Source organism: Paenibacillus solisilvae, assembly GCF_042656405.1.
Taxonomy (GTDB): domain Bacteria; phylum Bacillota; class Bacilli; order Paenibacillales; family Paenibacillaceae; genus Paenibacillus_Z; species Paenibacillus_Z solisilvae.
In genome coordinates this window covers 25,966-42,899 of record NZ_JBHSOW010000007.1, presented here as the reverse complement: position 1 = coordinate 42,899, position 16,934 = coordinate 25,966, and the positions used below count along the sequence as shown (strand labels likewise).

Sequence of the window (16,934 nt, the reverse complement as noted above, 5' to 3'; positions counted from 1 at the left end):
AGGAAACCAACCATGGAAAACCTACGTAAGCAAGATCCAGAAATCCTGAAAGCACTTGGCCTTGAGCTGCAGCGCCAACGCGACAACATCGAATTGATCGCGTCCGAGAACATCGTATCCGAAGCGGTTCTGGAAGCAATGGGAACGGTTCTTACGAACAAATACGCAGAAGGCTACCCGGGCAAACGTTACTATGGCGGCTGTGAGCACGTGGATATTGCCGAAGATATCGCCCGTGACCGCGCCAAAGAATTGTTCGGTGCCGAGCATGCGAACGTACAGCCTCACTCCGGCGCACAAGCAAACATGGCGGTTTACCTAGCAGCGCTTAACCCGGGCGACACAGTACTTGGCATGAACCTTGCTCATGGCGGCCACTTGACGCACGGCAGCCCGGTTAATGCTTCCGGTATCCTGTATAATTTCGTTCCTTACGGCGTTAACCAAGAAACATTCACCATTGATTATGAAGAGGTCCGCAAATTGGCGTTCAAACACCGTCCCCGCATGATCGTTGCGGGCGCATCGGCATACCCGCGCATCATTGATTTTGAAGCTCTTGGCAAAATCGCAAACGACGTAGGCGCGCTGTTCTTCGTCGATATGGCGCATATCGCAGGTCTTGTAGCTGCTGGTCTTCACCCAAGCCCGGTGCCGCATGCACATTTCGTTACAACGACAACGCACAAAACGCTTCGCGGACCACGCGGCGGTATGATCCTCTGCCGTAAGCCATGGGCGCAGGCGATTGATAAAGCGGTATTCCCGGGTTCCCAAGGCGGCCCGCTCATGCATATTATCGCTGCAAAAGCGGTTGCTTTTGGCGAAGCGCTTCAGCCTTCCTTCAAAACCTACGGTAAAAATGTCGTAGACAATGCCAAAGCATTGGCTGATGCTCTCATTGCCAAAGGCATCAACATCGTTTCCGGCGGAACAGACAATCACTTGATGCTGATCGACCTTCGCAACCTGAACATCACAGGTAAGGACGCGGAGCATGTTCTTGATTCCGTTCAAATTACAGTCAACAAGAACGCGATTCCGTTCGATCCGACAAGCCCGTTCATTACAAGCGGTATCCGGATTGGTACGCCGGCAGCAACATCACGCGGCATGGGCGTAGAAGCCATGGCAACGATTGCTGAAGTGATCGCGATGACGCTGAAGAACCCGAAAGACGAAGCTGTTCTGGAAAAAGCACGCGGCATGGTCAGCGACCTGACTTCCCAGTACCCGCTTTACCCGGGCATCACTTACTAATCTGATCAAGACTCTATAGTAACTACAGGCTGCTTCGTTTTATCCGGCAATCGGATGGCGAAGCAGCTTTTTAATGGTTAAGCCTGTATAAAATTTACATAAATAGACGAAAACCTACTACAGCGCATGGTAGAATAGGGATATACCAACGAAAGCGGGTGGGAGAATGAACGCTATTTTTGGTTTTATCTTAGCAATTGCGGTTATAGGGATCGTACTGCTGCTCACTACACTATCGAACCGGTCAAAGTCACATTATATCCCGCAAAGTGGCGGTGGCCGCAGATCCGGCTTTCCGGCACGTAAACCTCCACTGTTCCTTGGGGTACCCGAGAAGCATCCCGCCCGATCTGTCGCAGTGCGGCTGGAAACCGTACTGACCGCAGATTTTGAGGAGCGGGTTAAGGATCGTGTCCTGAAGGTGACACCCCGGATGCGTGAAGGAGAATGGCAGTGGCTGTGGTTCGAGCTCAAACGATATTTTCTCATGTGTGCGATATTGCGCGGTGTTCCGATGTACGGCAGCAGGGTTGATGACGTGTGGCATGAGATGCTGATGTTCACCAGAGAATATGAGCAGTTCTGTCAAGAACTCTGCGGCAGACTTATCCACCATGCTCCCCACACTTCTGATGCGCGGCCAGAGCCCGGTGAGCGTGCGTGGTTTGACTGGATATATGGAGAATTATTCGAGGCGGCGCCGGCCAGCGGCCAATTATGGGGATCGTTCTACAAGGTTCCGCTGTCCCCGGATCGCATTCGTGAGCTGGAAGGCCTGGATGCAGATGCGCTCAAGCATAAATTCTTTAATAAAGCCGCGGCAGACTTATTCCCGGATATTAATAATACGGTCCTGTATTTAATTGAGAGGGGCAAAGCATTGGCCTCGCGGGCAAGGCGCGGCGAACGCCGCCCGGCTTCCAAAGATAAGTACAATCAATCCCAGTGGGATGACCCTGTGATGATGACCGGATTATTATCCGGCGCGTTATTCTTTTCCTCCCTGCATGATGAGGGAGACTTCAACCGGCACATGGACAACGCGCAGACAAAAGAGCAGCGTGAGCAATACAGCGGCGGCGGTTCAACTTATGTATGCAGCGGCGAAAGCGGCGGTCATCACGGACATGATCATGGGCATGGTCATGGACATCACGGCGGCGGTTCCTCCTGCAGCTCGGGCAGCGGAGATGGGGGAGGCGGTTCCTCCTGCGGCGGCAGTTCCTGCGGCGGTGGAGGAAGCTGAGGAGGTTGCGGTTAAGCTGGACTTGGCATGGCCAAGGTTGGTTCTGCGAGATTGAACTTCTTTGAAACCGGCAGTTTCCATGCACGATGGGAACTGCCTTTTTTGTTGGGTGCGCTGAACTGAACGGCACGGTTCCGGGTTACTTGCAGAACATGAGTATCAAATGACAAATATCTGATATCGTTTTCTTATTTTCATTAATAATTTATGTTATAATGGCAGGTACAAAGAGGAGGGAAGATGAGCAGTCAGGATGAACAACCAATGAATAGAGAAGATGATTGCTCTTCACCTATCGTGACAAATGATCTGCCATTAACGAAAGAAATGATTTTAGACGCCGCGGAACAGGTGCTCCGGCGGTTTGGACCGGATAAAACCTCCGTTGTGGATATCGCAAAGGTGCTTCAAGTCAGCCACGGCACCTTATATCGGCACTTTGCAAGTAAATCTTCTTTGCGTGAAGCGGTCACTGAGAGATGGCTTCACCAATGCATCGCTGAACCATTGGAGGCTGTTGTGGGCGAAGCAGGCGGAAGTGCATCCGAACGTTTGCGTTTATGGCTGGAGACGCTCATCAACGCCAAGCGGACGTATTCGATCGAGGATCCGGAGATGTTTATGATGTACGCTGCAGTTACCTTGGATGCGATAGAAATGATTACGACACATGTTAATCGGCTGATCCGGCAGATTGCTCGGATTATCGATCAAGGGATCCAGTCGGGCGAATTTAAGTCTGGGCCATCTGAGGTTATTGCAAAAGCCATTTTCATAGCAACCTCGAGATTCCATCATCCCGCACATGCGAAAGAATGGATGGCGGAGGCTGTGGATGTTGAGTTTGAGACGGTATGGAACCTGATTCTTTCAGGTATCGCATGATGGCGGGCTTGGATATGAGAACAGCAAAAAGGGCCTTCAGATGCATTTCTGAGGCTCTTTTTGTTAGAGGTTATGGACTGGCAGCATATTCAATGTACTTTTCCGGATACCTCTATCGCTGAAACATACTCCTCGAGCGTTATGTCCTGGTCATAGATATCCGCTGCAGGCTTCAGCCCAACATAACGAAGATGCCAAGGCTCGTATTTATAGCCGGTAATGCTGTCTTTTCCTTCCGGATACCGGATGATGAACCCGTATTCATGCGCGTGCTTGGCCAGCCATTTCGCTTCGGGAGTCCCTGCGAAGCAATCGGTGGCGCTGCATTTTCCATCTGCTCCGGTCACGTCAATCGCAAGACCTGTTTCATGCTCGCTAGTACCAGGATAGGCGCTGTAGGTACGCGCTTTTTTCTCTCCGTCCTTGCGGACATAGGCTTCGAATAATGTTTTCTGGCGTTCATGCGAGCGGTACGCAGACACACCTGCCAGAGGAAGGCCGTCTTTGCTCGCCGCACTGAATAAATCCTCGAGGGCATCCGCTGCTTCTTTGCGCAGCATCCGTTTCTCTATTTTCTCATTGAATGTGAATTTGACGTTCGGATAGACGAGCTCAGCCGGCAAATATCCTTCCGGGAGCATGTGCTGCTTGTTTATTAATACTGTGTCCGATTCTGGATCAGCAACAGCTTGAATGTCATCGGTTCCACCCGCTGCCGGCTGGGGTGGTTTATTCACCTTGGGAGGAGGGCTGACCTTTGGCGGGATGGCCTTGGGTGGATCGGCCTTGGCTGGGCTGGTTCCGATCACCGGGGCAGGGTCAGCCTTCACGGCAAGCTCATTCTTCGGCAGGCTGCAGGCTGATAAACTGATCATAACGGTAATCATGATGGCGGCTGACAAAGAGGTTTTCATCCTAAGATCTCCTTTTCTCATGAACGGCTGCGGCGCACTGTTATCCGTAACCGGTATAAGACAAGGATAATATATGGTTGTATCCATGGATGGCACACATGTATCCAAATTTCGACGGACTTGTGTCCAAGTTGTAAAATTTTGCGGAATTCGATAATAAACGATCAAAAGTATCCTATATAATCGGAAGCGGCATAATAGGTGGCATATCACATCTTTAAACCGATTGTCCATAACGGTTGTGCAGAAATAACTATCCGATGCTATAATAAACAGGATTGTGTCGACAATGTAAAAAAGGCACCACATATTGATAGCTGCGAAGCTCACAGGAGGATAATAACCCAATGGGCAATCTGACGATTTGCGACCATCCACTGATCCAGCACAAACTAACCTATATTCGCGACAAAGATACGAATACAAAGGACTTTCGCGAGCTTGTTGATGAAGTGGCTACATTGATGGCTTATGAAATTACAAGAGATCTCCCGCTAGAAACTGTAACCGTACATACTCCAGTTACCTCAGCCCAGAGTAAGGTAGTTTCAGGACGCATGCTGGGCCTTGTTCCGATTCTGCGTGCGGGGCTTGGCATGGTGGATGGGATGCTGAAGCTCATTCCTTCTGCGAAAGTAGGTCACATCGGCCTATTCCGCAACCCGGATACGCTTGAGCCCGTGGAATATTACGTTAATCTCCCTTCTGATGCAACGCAGCGGCTGCTTATCGTGATCGATCCAATGCTGGCTACCGGCGGTTCAGCGTGCGCAGCCATAGAAGCCTTGAAATCACGCGGCTGTCAACAAATCAAGCTGATGTGTTTGATCGCAGCGCCGGAGGGCGTAGAAGTGGTGCAGAAGGCGCACCCGGATGTGGATATTTATCTCGCTGCTTTAGACGAGAAGCTCAATGATCACGGATATATTGTTCCAGGTCTTGGCGATGCCGGGGACCGCATGTTCGGCACCAAATAAGGACTGACCGTTTCACCAATCGCTTTAACTTATAATAGGAGTGACAATTTGTGGCTAAACTAAAGGTAATGACTATTTTTGGCACGCGTCCGGAAGCAGTTAAGATGGCGCCTCTCGTTCTTGAACTGCAGAAGCATCCGGATGAAATCGAATCTATTGTATGCGTTACGGCGCAGCATCGTCAGATGCTTGATCAAGTGCTCGATTTCTTCGAGATTGCACCGAACTACGACCTCAACGTTATGAAAGACCGTCAGACGCTTACAGAAACAACGGTACGCGTGCTTGAAGGGCTTGAGCCTGTACTTCGTGAAGCAAAGCCTGATATCGTACTCGTTCATGGCGATACGCAAACCACATTCCTTGCGAGCTACGCCTCGTTCGTGCAGCAAATACAAGTGGGGCATGTCGAAGCCGGGCTGCGCACATGGAATAAGATGTCGCCGTATCCGGAGGAAATGAACCGTCAGCTTGCCGGTGTGCTCTCGGATGTTCATTTTGCACCAACCGATAAGGCTGCCGACAACCTGCGCAAAGAAAATAAATCCGATAGCACCATCTATGTAACGGGTAATACCGCTACGGATGTCTTTCAATATACAGTTGATAAATCCTTTACCCACCCTGTAATCGATTGGGCAAAAGGCAAACGAATGATTCTGATGACTGCACATCGCCGTGAAGCGCTAGGTGAGCCGCACCGCAATATTTTCCGTGCGGTGAAGCGAATTGCCGATGAGTTCGAAGATGTGGCGATTGTCTATGCGGTTCATCCTAACCCGGCAGTACGTGAGCCCGCCAATGAAATCCTGGGCGATCATCCGCGCATTAAGCTGATTGATCCGCTGGATGTATTCGAGTTCCATAACTTCTATCCTCACACCTACATGATTTTGACGGATTCTGGCGGGCTTCAGGAAGAAGCGCCTTCGTTTGGCGTGCCGACTCTTGTTCTCCGTGACACAACGGAGCGGCCTGAAGGTATTGAGGCCGGTACGCTCGAGCTTGTCGGGACGGATGAAGAGGCTGTGTACAGCCGTGCGCGCGCTCTTCTGACAGACAATCAACTGTATGAGAAAATGAGTAAAGCGGCCAATCCTTACGGGGATGGACAGGCTTCCGTACGTATTGTTCAGGCGATCCTGCATCATTTTGGAAAAACGACTCATCGACCTGATTCGTTCACACAACGTTCATAGTTAAGTTTGATATAGCTGCATGCTCAGCAACATCACAGCATACAGTGCTACTGTACGGTTTGCAAGATCGAAAACCCTAGACAAATCAAGGGTTTTCGGCTTCTTGTTCACTAAATGTTTGAATTTATATCAATTGACAAACACGACGTAGCTTGGATAAAATAAATAAGAGTTTTGGAGTGATTCCTCTATGAATCCATCCGAAAGAAAACCGTCCGGCGAAGATCGAGACAAGGGAAACGGCAGCTTTGGAGATAATCCTTGGCGGGCTATGGGTCTCATTGGATCGGTTGGCGGTACCTTCGCGGCTTGTCTCGGACTTGGCTATTGGCTGGGTCTGAAGCTTGATGCTGCGCAGGATACTGGATATTGGTCGATAACAGGAATGGCGATAGGCGTTGTTGTCGCAATTGTTGTCGCCATACTTCTCATTCGGACGTTTACGGGGGGCAAAGCTAACTGATGGACGACTTGTCGGCCCACCTGCGAACTGTCACTCGCATGACGTTTTTATTTTTATCTCTATGCTGCATTTGCTGGGCGCTGTGGCCGGCGTACAAACCGCTCTTCGGAGGTCTCGGAATTGGCGCAGTGGCGAGTCTTGTAAACGCATCCCATCTTTCTTGGAAAGTACAGCGGATCGGCGCAAAAGCGGCCGGGCAGGACACGAAACGCACGAATCTTGGGTTTCTGACTCGTGCTTGTATAGGCCTGCTGGCAGTGGTAGTGGCCACGGAGTATCTTTCTTTTAGTCTCTATGGAACAGTCGCCGGATTATTTGTTGCTCAATTGGCAACACTCATACTGGGATTTCGTTCCAAGGGTGGATCGGCAGCTTTGCATTCTTCCGATGAAAGGGGTGAAAACAACTAATGGATCACGTTTTTCCTCAGGTGCTTCTAGGTGGAATTCGCTTTGACCTAGCTGCAATTATCACGATTGTTGTCACCAGTATTATCGTATTCGTACTCGCTCGACTGGCTGTTCGCAACGCTTCGGTTACTAATCCGACGAAGATGCAGAACTTTCTGGAGTGGGTAATCGAATTCGTTATTAACCTTATCGGTACGTCGATGGATATTAAGAAAGGCCGTCCATATTTAACGCTCGGAATTGCGCTTATCATGTACATTTTCGTAGCGAATATGTTAGGTCTTCCGCTCGGTATCATTACTGAAGCGCATCATGGAGCCACTTTCCTTGGAATGGATTTAGTATTTCCCGAAGGCGAAGAAGAGGCTCATATCTCATGGTGGAAATCTCCAACAGCCGATGTGGCTGTAGCAGGTGCACTTATGGCGGTGGTTATCTTCCTGACTCACTTTGAAGGTATGCGCCGTAACCGCAAGCATTACCTGAAACACTATTTCGAGCCGTATATTCCGTTCTTCCCGCTGAACGTCATTAAAGAAGTTTCCAAACCTCTTTCCTTGTCGCTTCGTCTTTACGGGAATATCTTTGCCGGTGAGGTCATGATCTCTGTTATCATGGGTCTCGGTTGGGTCGGTATTCCGGCGCTTATCGTGTGGCAGGGCTTCAGTATGTTCATCGGAGCCATTCAAGCATTCGTATTCGTTATGCTGACCATGGTTTACATGTCGCAAGCGGTCGTCCATGAAGATCATTAACACAGCAACAAACCCGGTTAAACACGGGAAAAAATAAACTACTATATTTTTCAAACATTTAAGGAGGATTTCTCTAATGGGAGCATTGGCATTAGTTGCAGCAGCAATTGTATTTGGTCTTGGAGCACTTGGAGCAGGTATTGGTAACGGTTTGATCGTAGGTCGCACGGTTGAAGGTATTTCCCGTCAACCAGAACTTCGCGGTACGCTTCAAACAACGATGTTCATCGGGGTAGCGCTTGTAGAGGCATTGCCGATCATCTCTCTGGTACTCGCGTTCATCTTCTTGGGCAAATCTTAAGTTTTACAATCGCAATTATGGCGGGGAGTGCCTATGCCTCCGCGCCTTCCTTTTGCTAGCTGTCCTAAGATGGTTAGCTAATTTACGGAAAGGAGTGAAGTTCGTTGGATATCGTATGGTCCAATTTTTTCATCCAACTGGTTGCTTTTTTGATTCTATACTGGCTGCTTAGCCGTTATGCGTTCGGTCCGCTCCTCTCTATCATGGAGCAGCGCAAACAGCTTGTGAAAGATCAGCTTGACGGAGCGGAAGCTAGCCGCAAGCAAGCGGAACAGCATTACGAAGAGCAAAAACAAGCGCTTCAACAAGCGCGCAAGGATGCTTATGATATTATCGAGCAAGCCAAATCGACAAGCTCGAAACAAGCGGAAGAAATCGTACACGCAGCGAAATCCGAGGCTGGCCGCCTGAAGGATGATGCGGTTAAAGATATTGAAAGCGAGAAAAACAAAGCGATTGCTGCACTTCGCAGTCAAGTTAGCGGCATGTCCGTTATGATCGCATCCAAAATCATCGAGAAACAAATCGATGATAAATCGCAAGAGCAGCTTGTTGACCAATACTTGAAAGAGGTTGGAAGCAAATGAGCCGCGAGGGCGTCGTAGCTAAACGCTACGCTAAAGCGTTGTTCGAGCTTGCTCAGCAAAACAATGCGATTGCAGATGTTGAGAAACAGCTGAAAATCGTCGTTGAAGCATTCGCGGGAGATGCGGATATCCGCAAATTTCTCGGTCTGCCTAACGTAGAAGTATCCAAAAAGATTGCAATCATTAAAGGCGCTTTATCTGACAAGGTGTCTGTTATCGTTCTGAATACACTTGAGCTTCTAATCATCCGCGGACGTCAAAACTCCATCGGCCAAGTTTACGAAGCTTACTTGAAAGTAGCGGGAGATGCGCTTGGTGAAGCGCACGCAACAGTTTACTCCGCGAAATCTTTATCAAACGAGGAATTGTCGAAAGTGGCAGCACAGTTCGGCACAATCGTAGGCAAGCGCATTATTGCGACACAAGTCGTAGAACCGGCTCTGCTCGGCGGCGTACAAGTGCGTATCGGCGACCGTCTGTTTGACGGAAGCTTGTCCGGCAAGCTTGCACGTTTAGAACAATCGTTGAAAACTCAAGTATTGTAGATAGGGGTGAACGGAATTGAGTATCAGACCTGATGAAATCAGCACGCTGATTAAACAACAGATCGAACAATTTAAATCCGAGATTCAAGTCGTAGATGTCGGTACGGTCATCCAAGTCGGTGACGGTATCGCTCGTGTTCATGGGCTAGAAAATGCTATGGCGGGCGAGCTTCTCGAATTCTCCAATGGCGTAGTCGGTATGGCGCTTAACTTGGAAGAAAGCAATGTCGGTGTCGTTATCATGGGACCTTACACAGGTATTCGTGAAGGCGATCAAGTAAAAAGAACAGGCCGTATCATGGAAGTTCCGGTAGGCGAAGCATTGCTTGGCCGCGTTGTTAACGCACTGGGTCAACCGGTTGATGGTAATGGTCCTATCAATACAACCCAAGCACGTCCAATCGAATCTCCGGCTCCGGGCGTAATGGCTCGTAAATCCGTATTCGAACCGATGCAAACAGGAATCAAAGCGATCGATGCGATGATCCCGATCGGCCGCGGACAACGGGAACTTATCATCGGTGACCGTCAAACAGGTAAAACACAAATCGCGATCGATACGATCGTAAACCAAAAAGGCAACGGCGTAATCTGTATCTATGTTGCAATCGGACAAAAGCAATCCACTGTTCGTACCGTTGTTGAATCCCTGCGTAAACAAGGCGCATTGGATTACACAATCGTTGTAACAGCGAGTGCTTCCGAGCCTTCACCACTCTTGTACCTTGCGCCTTACACAGGCTGCTCGATGGGTGAGTACTTCATGTACAACGGCAAACACGTTCTTGTTATCTATGATGATCTTTCCAAACAAGCGGCAGCATACCGTGAGCTTTCCTTGCTGCTCCGCCGTCCTCCGGGTCGGGAAGCTTATCCGGGTGACGTATTCTACCTTCACTCCCGTTTGCTTGAGCGCGCAGCTAAGCTGAACGATGAGCTTGGCGGCGGTTCCCTGACTGCATTGCCATTCATCGAAACACAAGCCGGCGATATCTCTGCTTACATCCCAACGAACGTAATCTCGATTACGGACGGTCAAATATTCCTTGAGTCCGATCTCTTCTACTCCGGTCAACGTCCTGCGGTTAACGTAGGTAACTCCGTATCCCGGGTAGGTAGCTCCGCTCAAATTAAAGCAATGAAAAAGGTTGCGGGTACGCTTAAGCTTGACCTTGCCCAATACCGTGAATTGGCTGCATTTGCCCAGTTCGGATCTGATCTTGATAAAGTAACGCAATCCCGTCTGAACCGCGGTGAGCGCACACTTGAAATTCTGAAGCAGGGTGTTAACCAACCGCTTCCAGTAGAACGTCAAGTTGTTTCCCTCTACACCGTAACCAGAGGACATGTTGATGATATTCCGGTACAGGACGTTCGTCGTTTTGAAGAAGCGCTCCTTTCCTACGTGGATGCTAACAAACCAGAAATTTTCGCTTCCATCCGCGACACGAAAGATCTGACTTCCGACAACGAGAAAGTGCTTGTTGAAGCTATCAAGACTTTCAAGAAAAGCTTTGCAGTGTCGGTTTAAATCATTTCTTCTACTTTCGAACCGCGCGCTGAGAGCTGCGTGTGATTGGAAAAAAGAAACGCGGAATAGCCGGGCTTGTCCTTCGGGAGCCCCAAGTCCGGCAATAAGGTGGTGACAACGAGTGGCTAAAGGAATGCGCGAAATTAAGCGTTCGATCAAGAGCAAGCAGAATACGAAACAGATCACGAAGGCGATGGAGATGGTTGCAGCAGCTAAGCTCAGAAGAGCTCAAGAGGCAGCAATCGCCGCAAGACCATACACCGACAAGATCAAGGAAGTCGTAGCCAGCATTGCATCGGGCGCAGGCACAGTGAAGCATCCCATGCTGCAAAGCCGCGAAATTAAGCGTACGGCCTATCTGGTCGTAACTTCTGATCGTGGACTAGCAGGTGGTTACAATGTTAACGTGCTTCGTAAAGTTTGGACGGCGCTGCAGGAGAATCATAAGTCTGCATCCGAGTACGACATCTTCGTTATCGGACGTAAAGGCCGCGATTACTTCAAACGCCGCAACATTGCGATCAAAGAAGAAGCGACAGGAATACCGGATTCACCGAAGTTCTCCGATATCAAAGCAATTGCTGCTTCAGCAGTACAAGGCTTCGAGAACGGCACTTACGATGAACTGCATCTTGTCTATAACCAGTTCTATAATGCGATGACTCAAGTTCCGGTTATCAAACAATTGCTTCCGCTAGATCAGTCGCAATTGTCAGGAGCGAAGTCGGACTATGAATATGAGCCGTCACCAGAGAAGGTTCTCGACGTACTACTGCCCAAATATGCGGAAACGGTTATCTACAGCGCAGTTTTGGAAGGTAAAGCGAGTGAGTTCGGAGCCCGGATGACAGCAATGGGTAATGCGACGAAGAATGCGACGAAGATGATCGCAGGCCTGACCCTTACGTACAACCGTGCGCGTCAAGCGGCAATCACACAGGAAATCGCGGAAATCGTCGGCGGAGCGAATGCTCAGCAATAAGAAATATACAGAAATCATGTAATATAAGGAGGTACAGGAATGAGCAAGGGACGTGTAGTCCAGGTAACAGGACCAGTTGTCGATATTGCTTTCGAAAACGGTCATTTGCCTGAGATTCTGAATGCAATCAAGATTGAAAAGAAAGCTCAAAACAGCGGCGAGCGCGACATTAACCTTACTGTCGAAGTAGCAACTCACCTCGGCGATAACTTAGTGCGCTGCGTAGCGATGTCTTCCACAGACGGCCTGGTCAGAGGAACGGAAGCTGTTGACCTTGGCAACCCGATCACTGTACCTGTTGGGCCGGCTACTCTTGGCCGTGTTTTCAACGTACTTGGTGATCCAATCGATAATAATGGAGACGTTGACCGTACAATCGCAAGCCCGATTCACCGTCAAGCTCCTCCTTTCGAAGAGCTTTCCACACAGCAAGAAATCCTGGAAACAGGTATTAAAGTTATCGACTTGATGGCTCCATACGCAAAGGGCGGTAAGATCGGCCTCTTCGGTGGTGCCGGCGTTGGTAAAACAGTAACGATGCAAGAGCTTATTCATAACATCGCTCAAGAGCACGGCGGTATCTCTGTATTCGCCGGTGTTGGTGAGCGTACTCGTGAAGGTAATGACCTTTACCACGAGATGAGCGATTCAGGCGTTATCTCCAAAACAGCGATGGTATTCGGTCAAATGAATGAGCCGCCTGGCGCGCGTCTTCGCGTAGCTTTGACGGGTCTTACAATGGCTGAGTACTTCCGTGACGAAGAAGGCAGAGACGTTCTCTTGTTCGTCGATAACATCTTCCGTTTCACGCAAGCTGGTTCTGAAGTATCCGCATTGCTCGGCCGTATGCCGTCCGCGGTAGGTTACCAGCCAACGTTGGCAACTGAAATGGGTCAGCTGCAAGAGCGTATCACTTCGACGAAAAAAGGTTCCGTTACTTCCATCCAAGCGATCTACGTTCCTGCCGATGACTATACGGATCCGGCTCCTGCAACGGCGTTTGCCCACTTGGACGCAACAACTAACCTTGAGCGTAACATTGCAGCAATGGGTATCTTCCCGGCTGTTGATCCGCTCGCTTCATCTTCCCGTATCCTGACCCCGGAAATTCTGGGCGACGAACATTACCAAGTTGCTCAAGGCGTTAAGAAGCTTCTTCAACGCTATAAAGAGCTTCAAGATATCATCGCTATCCTCGGTATGGACGAATTGTCCGAGGATGACAAACTCATCGTACTTCGTGCGCGCCGGATCCAATTGTTCCTGTCGCAGCCGCTGCACGTTGCAGAGGCTTTCAACGGTATCCCAGGTGTATTCGTATCGGTTAAAGATACTGTACGCAGCTTCAAAGAGATCCTTGAAGGTAAACATGACGATCTTCCAGAACCGGCTTTCCATAACGTTGGTTCAATCGAAGAGGCAGTCGAAAAAGCGAAGAAACTCGCTCAAGAGGTTTAATTTACCAATGCGGACGGCTTAGTGTTTTACTCTGTAAAATGCTAAGCCTATGCTTTTGAAGTTTGATGCTTACGAAGTACGTTTTACTCCGTAAAACGTTTGGGAGGGTAATGAATGAGCTCCTTTTTACTAGAAATCGTAACGCCTGAGCGTAAGGTTTATGCTGAGGATGTTAATATGATTATCGTTAAAGGTTCAGAGGGTGAGATGGGGATTCTTCCTAATCATATTCCACTGGTTACACCTTTGAAGATTGCTCCAGTAATAATCAAGAAGGACCGTGCTGAAGAAGTGATTGCCGTGAATGGCGGATTTCTAGAAGTGCGTAAAGACAAAGTTGTTATTTTGGCCGAAAGTGCGGAACTGCCAGGTGATATTGATCTGGACCGCGCTGAATCAGCTAAGCAGCGTGCTGAGCAGCGTCTAGGCGGTAAACGCGATGAGTCCGACTTCCGTCGTGCTGAGCTTTCTCTGCAGCGTGCAATGAACCGGATTGCTGTTAAACAGCGCTAATTGTCTTGATAGGAACACCTTGTCGGTTCACGACGGGGTGTTTTTTTGTTTGAACAGAGCTTCGTCGGCAGGGCTTGAAACTGTGCAAAGATATCTCGTCAAGGTTAATCGCTGCCTTGATCGGAGCGCCATATTTCATATGGCTGAGTCTGCCAGTCAGAAACGTATGACCAGGTAATGTAAGGTAATCATAAGCAGCTTCTCCTTTGATTTTGAGCAGGGGGAAGCTGCTTTTTTACGCAAAATTATAGCTCTTTCACAAAATCAATTGACGTGTCCATCCCTGCCGTCTATACTAAATGAGAATATTTCTCACTGAAGTGGATAATAACGTCTAAGGGCGTACGGAATAGGCTCAAGAAGGTGCGATTGTGAGATTGAAAAGAATAATGACAATGGCTGGCGGCCTTGTAATGGCTGCCTTATTTATTAGGAGTTCGCTGCATTGGTTCCAAGGCAGGGAACTCGGGGAGTCGGCACTTCAGTTGATCCGATCACCCGGCATTCTGCTGCTGATGACTGCCGGTTACGGATGCTCCTTCATATTAAAGGCTGCTGCATGGCGATTATACGTAGGCAGAGAAAGAGAAGATCATCTGCGCGGATATGTTTATCCGCTGCTTGTCAGTTTGCTGGTGAATCACGTGCTGCCGATAAAGCTTGGCGATCTGGCCCGGACAGGTATGCTGGTTAGACGGACACGAATGCGCTGGGATGATGCACTTCATTCGGTGGCAGTTATGAGACTGCTTGATATGGCTTCCCTGCTTCTCATTGGATCAATCGGGGCGCTGATCTTGGGTTTGGAGGCGACGGGCACTGCAAATCGGCTGATTCCTGCAGGCATCATAATTATCCTCATCACATTAACTGCGGGGCTGTTTATTAATCGAGTCACTAAGACAGGGAATAAGAGTCTGACCATCCGAATTCAAAGCAGATTTATTCATTCTGTATTCGGCTTAGCTAAGCGGCATTTGGATCGGTTATGGCTCGTCACCCGCTCGCCTCGGGGCATTGTACTATCGCTGCTGATCTTCATAAGCTGGCTGCTGGAGGGTGCTGTTGTATACGGCGTTCTGTCAGCCCTGAATATGAAGATTGGGATCCTGCAGGCGGTTTGGGCGAATGGAATGACGATAGCAGGGCAGCTGTTTCATGTAACCCCAGGCGGTATCGGAACTTATGAAACGACGTTAACCGCTTCATTAAGCATTCTTGGCATGCGGGGGGAACAGGCGTACACGGTAGCCTTGCTCTCTCATGGTTATAAATTCGTATTTGCATATGCGGCGGGGCTTGCAGCGCTGCTGCTTGCTGCCGTTTCTTGGTCTGATCTGAATGAGTGGCTCAGGCTGCGTGAGAAAAAGGAGAGAAATCAATCATGAAGAAAGCTTCTGGATTTGAAATTGTGGCCGCGCGCTGCTGGAATATGCTGAATGAGGGACGTCCATTTACGCCGATTTTTGTAATGGGGACTTACCTGCTGTATCACCTTGGGGATTGGGGGAATCCGGATTTCTGGGCTGTTTTTGGGATCGGGCTGCTCGCGGCTCTGCCGGTATTTGCGCTGTATTTTGTATATGACTTTCCGCTGTTTCTGCGGAATTACTTGTGGCTGCCTGTTGTTGCAGCGCTGATCATATGGCGTGATGCCTCGCTGGATCTGGGTTTATACGGGACTGCACTTTTCTTGTTCTTCTTTTTTACGATTTATTTTTGGGGCACATTCTATTATCATCTTCGCATCGGAACTTCGTGGTGGAATTTCAGAAGGTTCTGGAAGCTTGTCCTGAAGAATAGTGATTCAACAAGCGGAAATGCTCAAGAGCAGATGCCGAAGTTTCTGCTCCTGCTCTTTATCGTGGATATGGCGGGCAGCCGCTGGAGTGGAGCCGGCGAGACTGCTGCAGGTGATTTTACAGGGATTAGCTATGCATGTTTTGTCATTGGGCTTGTGATCTATACACTGGTGCTGCATCGCAATTTGTTCGATTGGAAGCCCAAAGAAATTCCGGGCTATACCTCAAATGCAGCTGTGCCGGAGAAGGCTGTCAGCGGGAAGGTCTACGTGCTTGTCGTTGACGGGATGCGCAAGGACCGCTTCGAGGAGGCGAATGCGCCGTTTATGAAGCAAATGCGCGCCCAAGGGACCGAGTATACGCAGATGGAGACGGTCTATCCGGCAAGAACGGTAGTCTGCTTCTCTTCGATGTTCACAGGCACTTACCCGCGGGAGCATGGAATTACGTCCAATATGGTGTGGAAGCTCGGCATTAAGGTGGAGTCGATCTTCGACAGCCTGCGTAAAGTCGGTAAAGTGGGCAGATTACTGGGCATAGCGCACTTGATTGATTCCATGGGGGATGACGTGGAGAGTGTGACGGCTGTCATGCATAATGATAAGGCCGACCGCAATATTATGGAGCGTGCGAAGCTGATCGTTAAAGAGCAGACGCCCGATCTGCTTGTCGTTCAATTCATCGCTACCGATCAGACGGGTCACAGCCGGGGTGCTTTATTCGATGAGTACCGGGAGAAGATTGAAGAGGCAGACCAATTGATTGCTGAATTTGTCGGCTGGCTTGAAGCAGGCGGATATGCAGATCAAGCGACGTATATTGTGTGCGCGGATCATGGGCAAGCCGACGGGATTGGCGGCCATGGGCATTTGGATGAAGGGGAAAGGTATGTGCCTTTCTTCATGTATGGAGCAGGCGTTAAGCCCGGTGTGAAAGTGGAGGAGAAACATTCCCTCGTATCGATGGCTCCGACGCTGGCCTATCTGCTCGGAGCCCCTTTCCCAAGCCACAGCCGCGGACCGGTTTTGCTTGATGCGGTAGATAGGAATGCGGCTACAGGAATGAAGGCGGAGGATCATGCGTTAAAGCTGCAGCGTAAAGCATAA

At 49.5% G+C, this 16,934-nt stretch carries 18 protein-coding genes; 17 read left to right on the top strand and 1 reads right to left on the bottom strand.

Annotated features, from left to right (window positions below):
* Positions 1 to 12 precede the first annotated feature (12 nt).
* From ACFPYJ_RS01285 to ACFPYJ_RS01275, 3 genes are all read left to right on the top strand, one after another.
* Positions 13 to 1,260, top strand: coding sequence for a serine hydroxymethyltransferase (locus tag ACFPYJ_RS01285; RefSeq protein ID WP_379186225.1), 1,248 nt, complete (start codon positions 13 to 15; stop codon positions 1,258 to 1,260).
* Between the two features lie 166 nt (positions 1,261 to 1,426).
* The gene (locus ACFPYJ_RS01280) at positions 1,427 to 2,506 is read left to right on the top strand and encodes a glycine-rich domain-containing protein (protein WP_379186224.1); all 1,080 of its coding nucleotides are present in this window, start codon (positions 1,427 to 1,429) and stop codon (positions 2,504 to 2,506) included.
* A gap of 240 nt (positions 2,507 to 2,746) precedes the next feature.
* Positions 2,747 to 3,391 (top strand): TetR/AcrR family transcriptional regulator, encoded by a 645-nt coding sequence (locus tag ACFPYJ_RS01275; protein WP_379186223.1) that lies wholly within the window; start codon positions 2,747 to 2,749, stop codon positions 3,389 to 3,391.
* Between the two features lie 89 nt (positions 3,392 to 3,480).
* On the opposite strand, the gene ACFPYJ_RS01270 is transcribed toward ACFPYJ_RS01275, so the two are convergent.
* Positions 3,481 to 4,305: a M15 family metallopeptidase gene (locus ACFPYJ_RS01270; protein ID WP_379186222.1), complete on the bottom strand. Its 825-nt coding sequence runs from the start codon at positions 4,303 to 4,305 to the stop codon at positions 3,481 to 3,483.
* A 347-nt stretch (positions 4,306 to 4,652) separates the two neighbouring features.
* Here ACFPYJ_RS01270 and upp point away from each other — a divergent pair, with 347 nt between their 5' ends.
* The 14 genes from upp (at position 4,653) to ACFPYJ_RS01200 (ending at position 16,934) form a co-directional block, all read left to right on the top strand.
* Positions 4,653 to 5,282, top strand: a complete 630-nt coding sequence (gene upp, locus ACFPYJ_RS01265; RefSeq protein ID WP_379186221.1) for a uracil phosphoribosyltransferase — start codon at positions 4,653 to 4,655, stop codon at positions 5,280 to 5,282.
* A 50-nt stretch (positions 5,283 to 5,332) separates the two neighbouring features.
* Positions 5,333 to 6,481, top strand: a complete 1,149-nt coding sequence (wecB, locus tag ACFPYJ_RS01260; RefSeq protein ID WP_379186220.1) for a non-hydrolyzing UDP-N-acetylglucosamine 2-epimerase — start codon at positions 5,333 to 5,335, stop codon at positions 6,479 to 6,481.
* A 190-nt stretch (positions 6,482 to 6,671) separates the two neighbouring features.
* Positions 6,672 to 6,944 carry an AtpZ/AtpI family protein gene (locus tag ACFPYJ_RS01255; protein ID WP_379186219.1) on the top strand — a complete coding sequence of 91 codons (273 nt, stop codon included), beginning with the start codon at positions 6,672 to 6,674 and terminating at the stop codon, positions 6,942 to 6,944.
* Complete coding sequence (locus tag ACFPYJ_RS01250) at positions 6,944 to 7,354, top strand: ATP synthase subunit I (RefSeq protein ID WP_379186218.1); 411 nt, start codon at positions 6,944 to 6,946, stop codon at positions 7,352 to 7,354. Before ACFPYJ_RS01255 ends, ACFPYJ_RS01250 begins: the two co-directional genes overlap by 1 nt.
* A complete protein-coding gene (gene atpB / locus ACFPYJ_RS01245; RefSeq protein ID WP_379186217.1) occupies positions 7,354 to 8,109 on the top strand; it encodes a F0F1 ATP synthase subunit A in 756 nt (251 codons plus the stop codon). Before ACFPYJ_RS01250 ends, atpB begins: the two co-directional genes overlap by 1 nt.
* Positions 8,110 to 8,185: 76 nt before the next feature.
* On the top strand, positions 8,186 to 8,410 hold the full coding sequence (gene atpE / locus ACFPYJ_RS01240) for a F0F1 ATP synthase subunit C (RefSeq protein ID WP_379186216.1): 225 nt from the start codon (positions 8,186 to 8,188) through the stop codon (positions 8,408 to 8,410).
* A gap of 104 nt (positions 8,411 to 8,514) precedes the next feature.
* Complete coding sequence (atpF, locus tag ACFPYJ_RS01235) at positions 8,515 to 8,997, top strand: F0F1 ATP synthase subunit B (protein WP_379186215.1); 483 nt, start codon at positions 8,515 to 8,517, stop codon at positions 8,995 to 8,997.
* The gene (locus ACFPYJ_RS01230; protein WP_379186214.1) at positions 8,994 to 9,542 is read left to right on the top strand and encodes a F0F1 ATP synthase subunit delta; all 549 of its coding nucleotides are present in this window, start codon (positions 8,994 to 8,996) and stop codon (positions 9,540 to 9,542) included. The genes atpF and ACFPYJ_RS01230 overlap by 4 nt, the downstream gene beginning before the upstream one ends.
* Before the next feature lie 16 nt (positions 9,543 to 9,558).
* On the top strand, positions 9,559 to 11,073 hold the full coding sequence (gene atpA / locus ACFPYJ_RS01225; RefSeq protein ID WP_379186213.1) for a F0F1 ATP synthase subunit alpha: 1,515 nt from the start codon (positions 9,559 to 9,561) through the stop codon (positions 11,071 to 11,073).
* A gap of 121 nt (positions 11,074 to 11,194) precedes the next feature.
* Positions 11,195 to 12,055, top strand: coding sequence for an ATP synthase F1 subunit gamma (gene atpG, locus ACFPYJ_RS01220; RefSeq protein ID WP_379186212.1), 861 nt, complete (start codon positions 11,195 to 11,197; stop codon positions 12,053 to 12,055).
* Between the two features lie 39 nt (positions 12,056 to 12,094).
* Positions 12,095 to 13,513: a F0F1 ATP synthase subunit beta gene (atpD, locus tag ACFPYJ_RS01215; protein WP_379186211.1), complete on the top strand. Its 1,419-nt coding sequence runs from the start codon at positions 12,095 to 12,097 to the stop codon at positions 13,511 to 13,513.
* 114 nt (positions 13,514 to 13,627) lie between these two features.
* Positions 13,628 to 14,026 carry a F0F1 ATP synthase subunit epsilon gene (locus tag ACFPYJ_RS01210; protein ID WP_379186210.1) on the top strand — a complete coding sequence of 133 codons (399 nt, stop codon included), beginning with the start codon at positions 13,628 to 13,630 and terminating at the stop codon, positions 14,024 to 14,026.
* A 371-nt stretch (positions 14,027 to 14,397) separates the two neighbouring features.
* Complete coding sequence (locus ACFPYJ_RS01205) at positions 14,398 to 15,414, top strand: lysylphosphatidylglycerol synthase transmembrane domain-containing protein (RefSeq protein ID WP_379186209.1); 1,017 nt, start codon at positions 14,398 to 14,400, stop codon at positions 15,412 to 15,414.
* Positions 15,411 to 16,934: an alkaline phosphatase family protein gene (locus ACFPYJ_RS01200; RefSeq protein ID WP_379186208.1), complete on the top strand. Its 1,524-nt coding sequence runs from the start codon at positions 15,411 to 15,413 to the stop codon at positions 16,932 to 16,934. The genes ACFPYJ_RS01205 and ACFPYJ_RS01200 overlap by 4 nt, the downstream gene beginning before the upstream one ends.

Bases quoted from the DNA above. Each gene is read 5' to 3' on its own strand.
- upp (WP_379186221.1), top strand. From the start codon at position 4,653: ATGGGCAATCTGACGATTTGCGACCATCCACTGATCCAGCACAAACTA.
- ACFPYJ_RS01270 (WP_379186222.1), bottom strand. From the start codon at position 4,305: ATGAAAACCTCTTTGTCAGCCGCCATCATGATTACCGTTATGATCAGT.
- ACFPYJ_RS01255 (WP_379186219.1), top strand. From the start codon at position 6,672: ATGAATCCATCCGAAAGAAAACCGTCCGGCGAAGATCGAGACAAGGGA.
- atpE (WP_379186216.1), top strand. From the start codon at position 8,186: ATGGGAGCATTGGCATTAGTTGCAGCAGCAATTGTATTTGGTCTTGGA.
- ACFPYJ_RS01275 (WP_379186223.1), top strand. From the start codon at position 2,747: ATGAGCAGTCAGGATGAACAACCAATGAATAGAGAAGATGATTGCTCT.
- ACFPYJ_RS01285 (WP_379186225.1), top strand. From the start codon at position 13: ATGGAAAACCTACGTAAGCAAGATCCAGAAATCCTGAAAGCACTTGGC.
- ACFPYJ_RS01230 (WP_379186214.1), top strand. From the start codon at position 8,994: ATGAGCCGCGAGGGCGTCGTAGCTAAACGCTACGCTAAAGCGTTGTTC.
- atpD (WP_379186211.1), top strand. From the start codon at position 12,095: ATGAGCAAGGGACGTGTAGTCCAGGTAACAGGACCAGTTGTCGATATT.
- atpB (WP_379186217.1), top strand. From the start codon at position 7,354: ATGGATCACGTTTTTCCTCAGGTGCTTCTAGGTGGAATTCGCTTTGAC.
- ACFPYJ_RS01250 (WP_379186218.1), top strand. From the start codon at position 6,944: ATGGACGACTTGTCGGCCCACCTGCGAACTGTCACTCGCATGACGTTT.
- ACFPYJ_RS01210 (WP_379186210.1), top strand. From the start codon at position 13,628: ATGAGCTCCTTTTTACTAGAAATCGTAACGCCTGAGCGTAAGGTTTAT.
- ACFPYJ_RS01200 (WP_379186208.1), top strand. From the start codon at position 15,411: ATGAAGAAAGCTTCTGGATTTGAAATTGTGGCCGCGCGCTGCTGGAAT.
- ACFPYJ_RS01280 (WP_379186224.1), top strand. From the start codon at position 1,427: ATGAACGCTATTTTTGGTTTTATCTTAGCAATTGCGGTTATAGGGATC.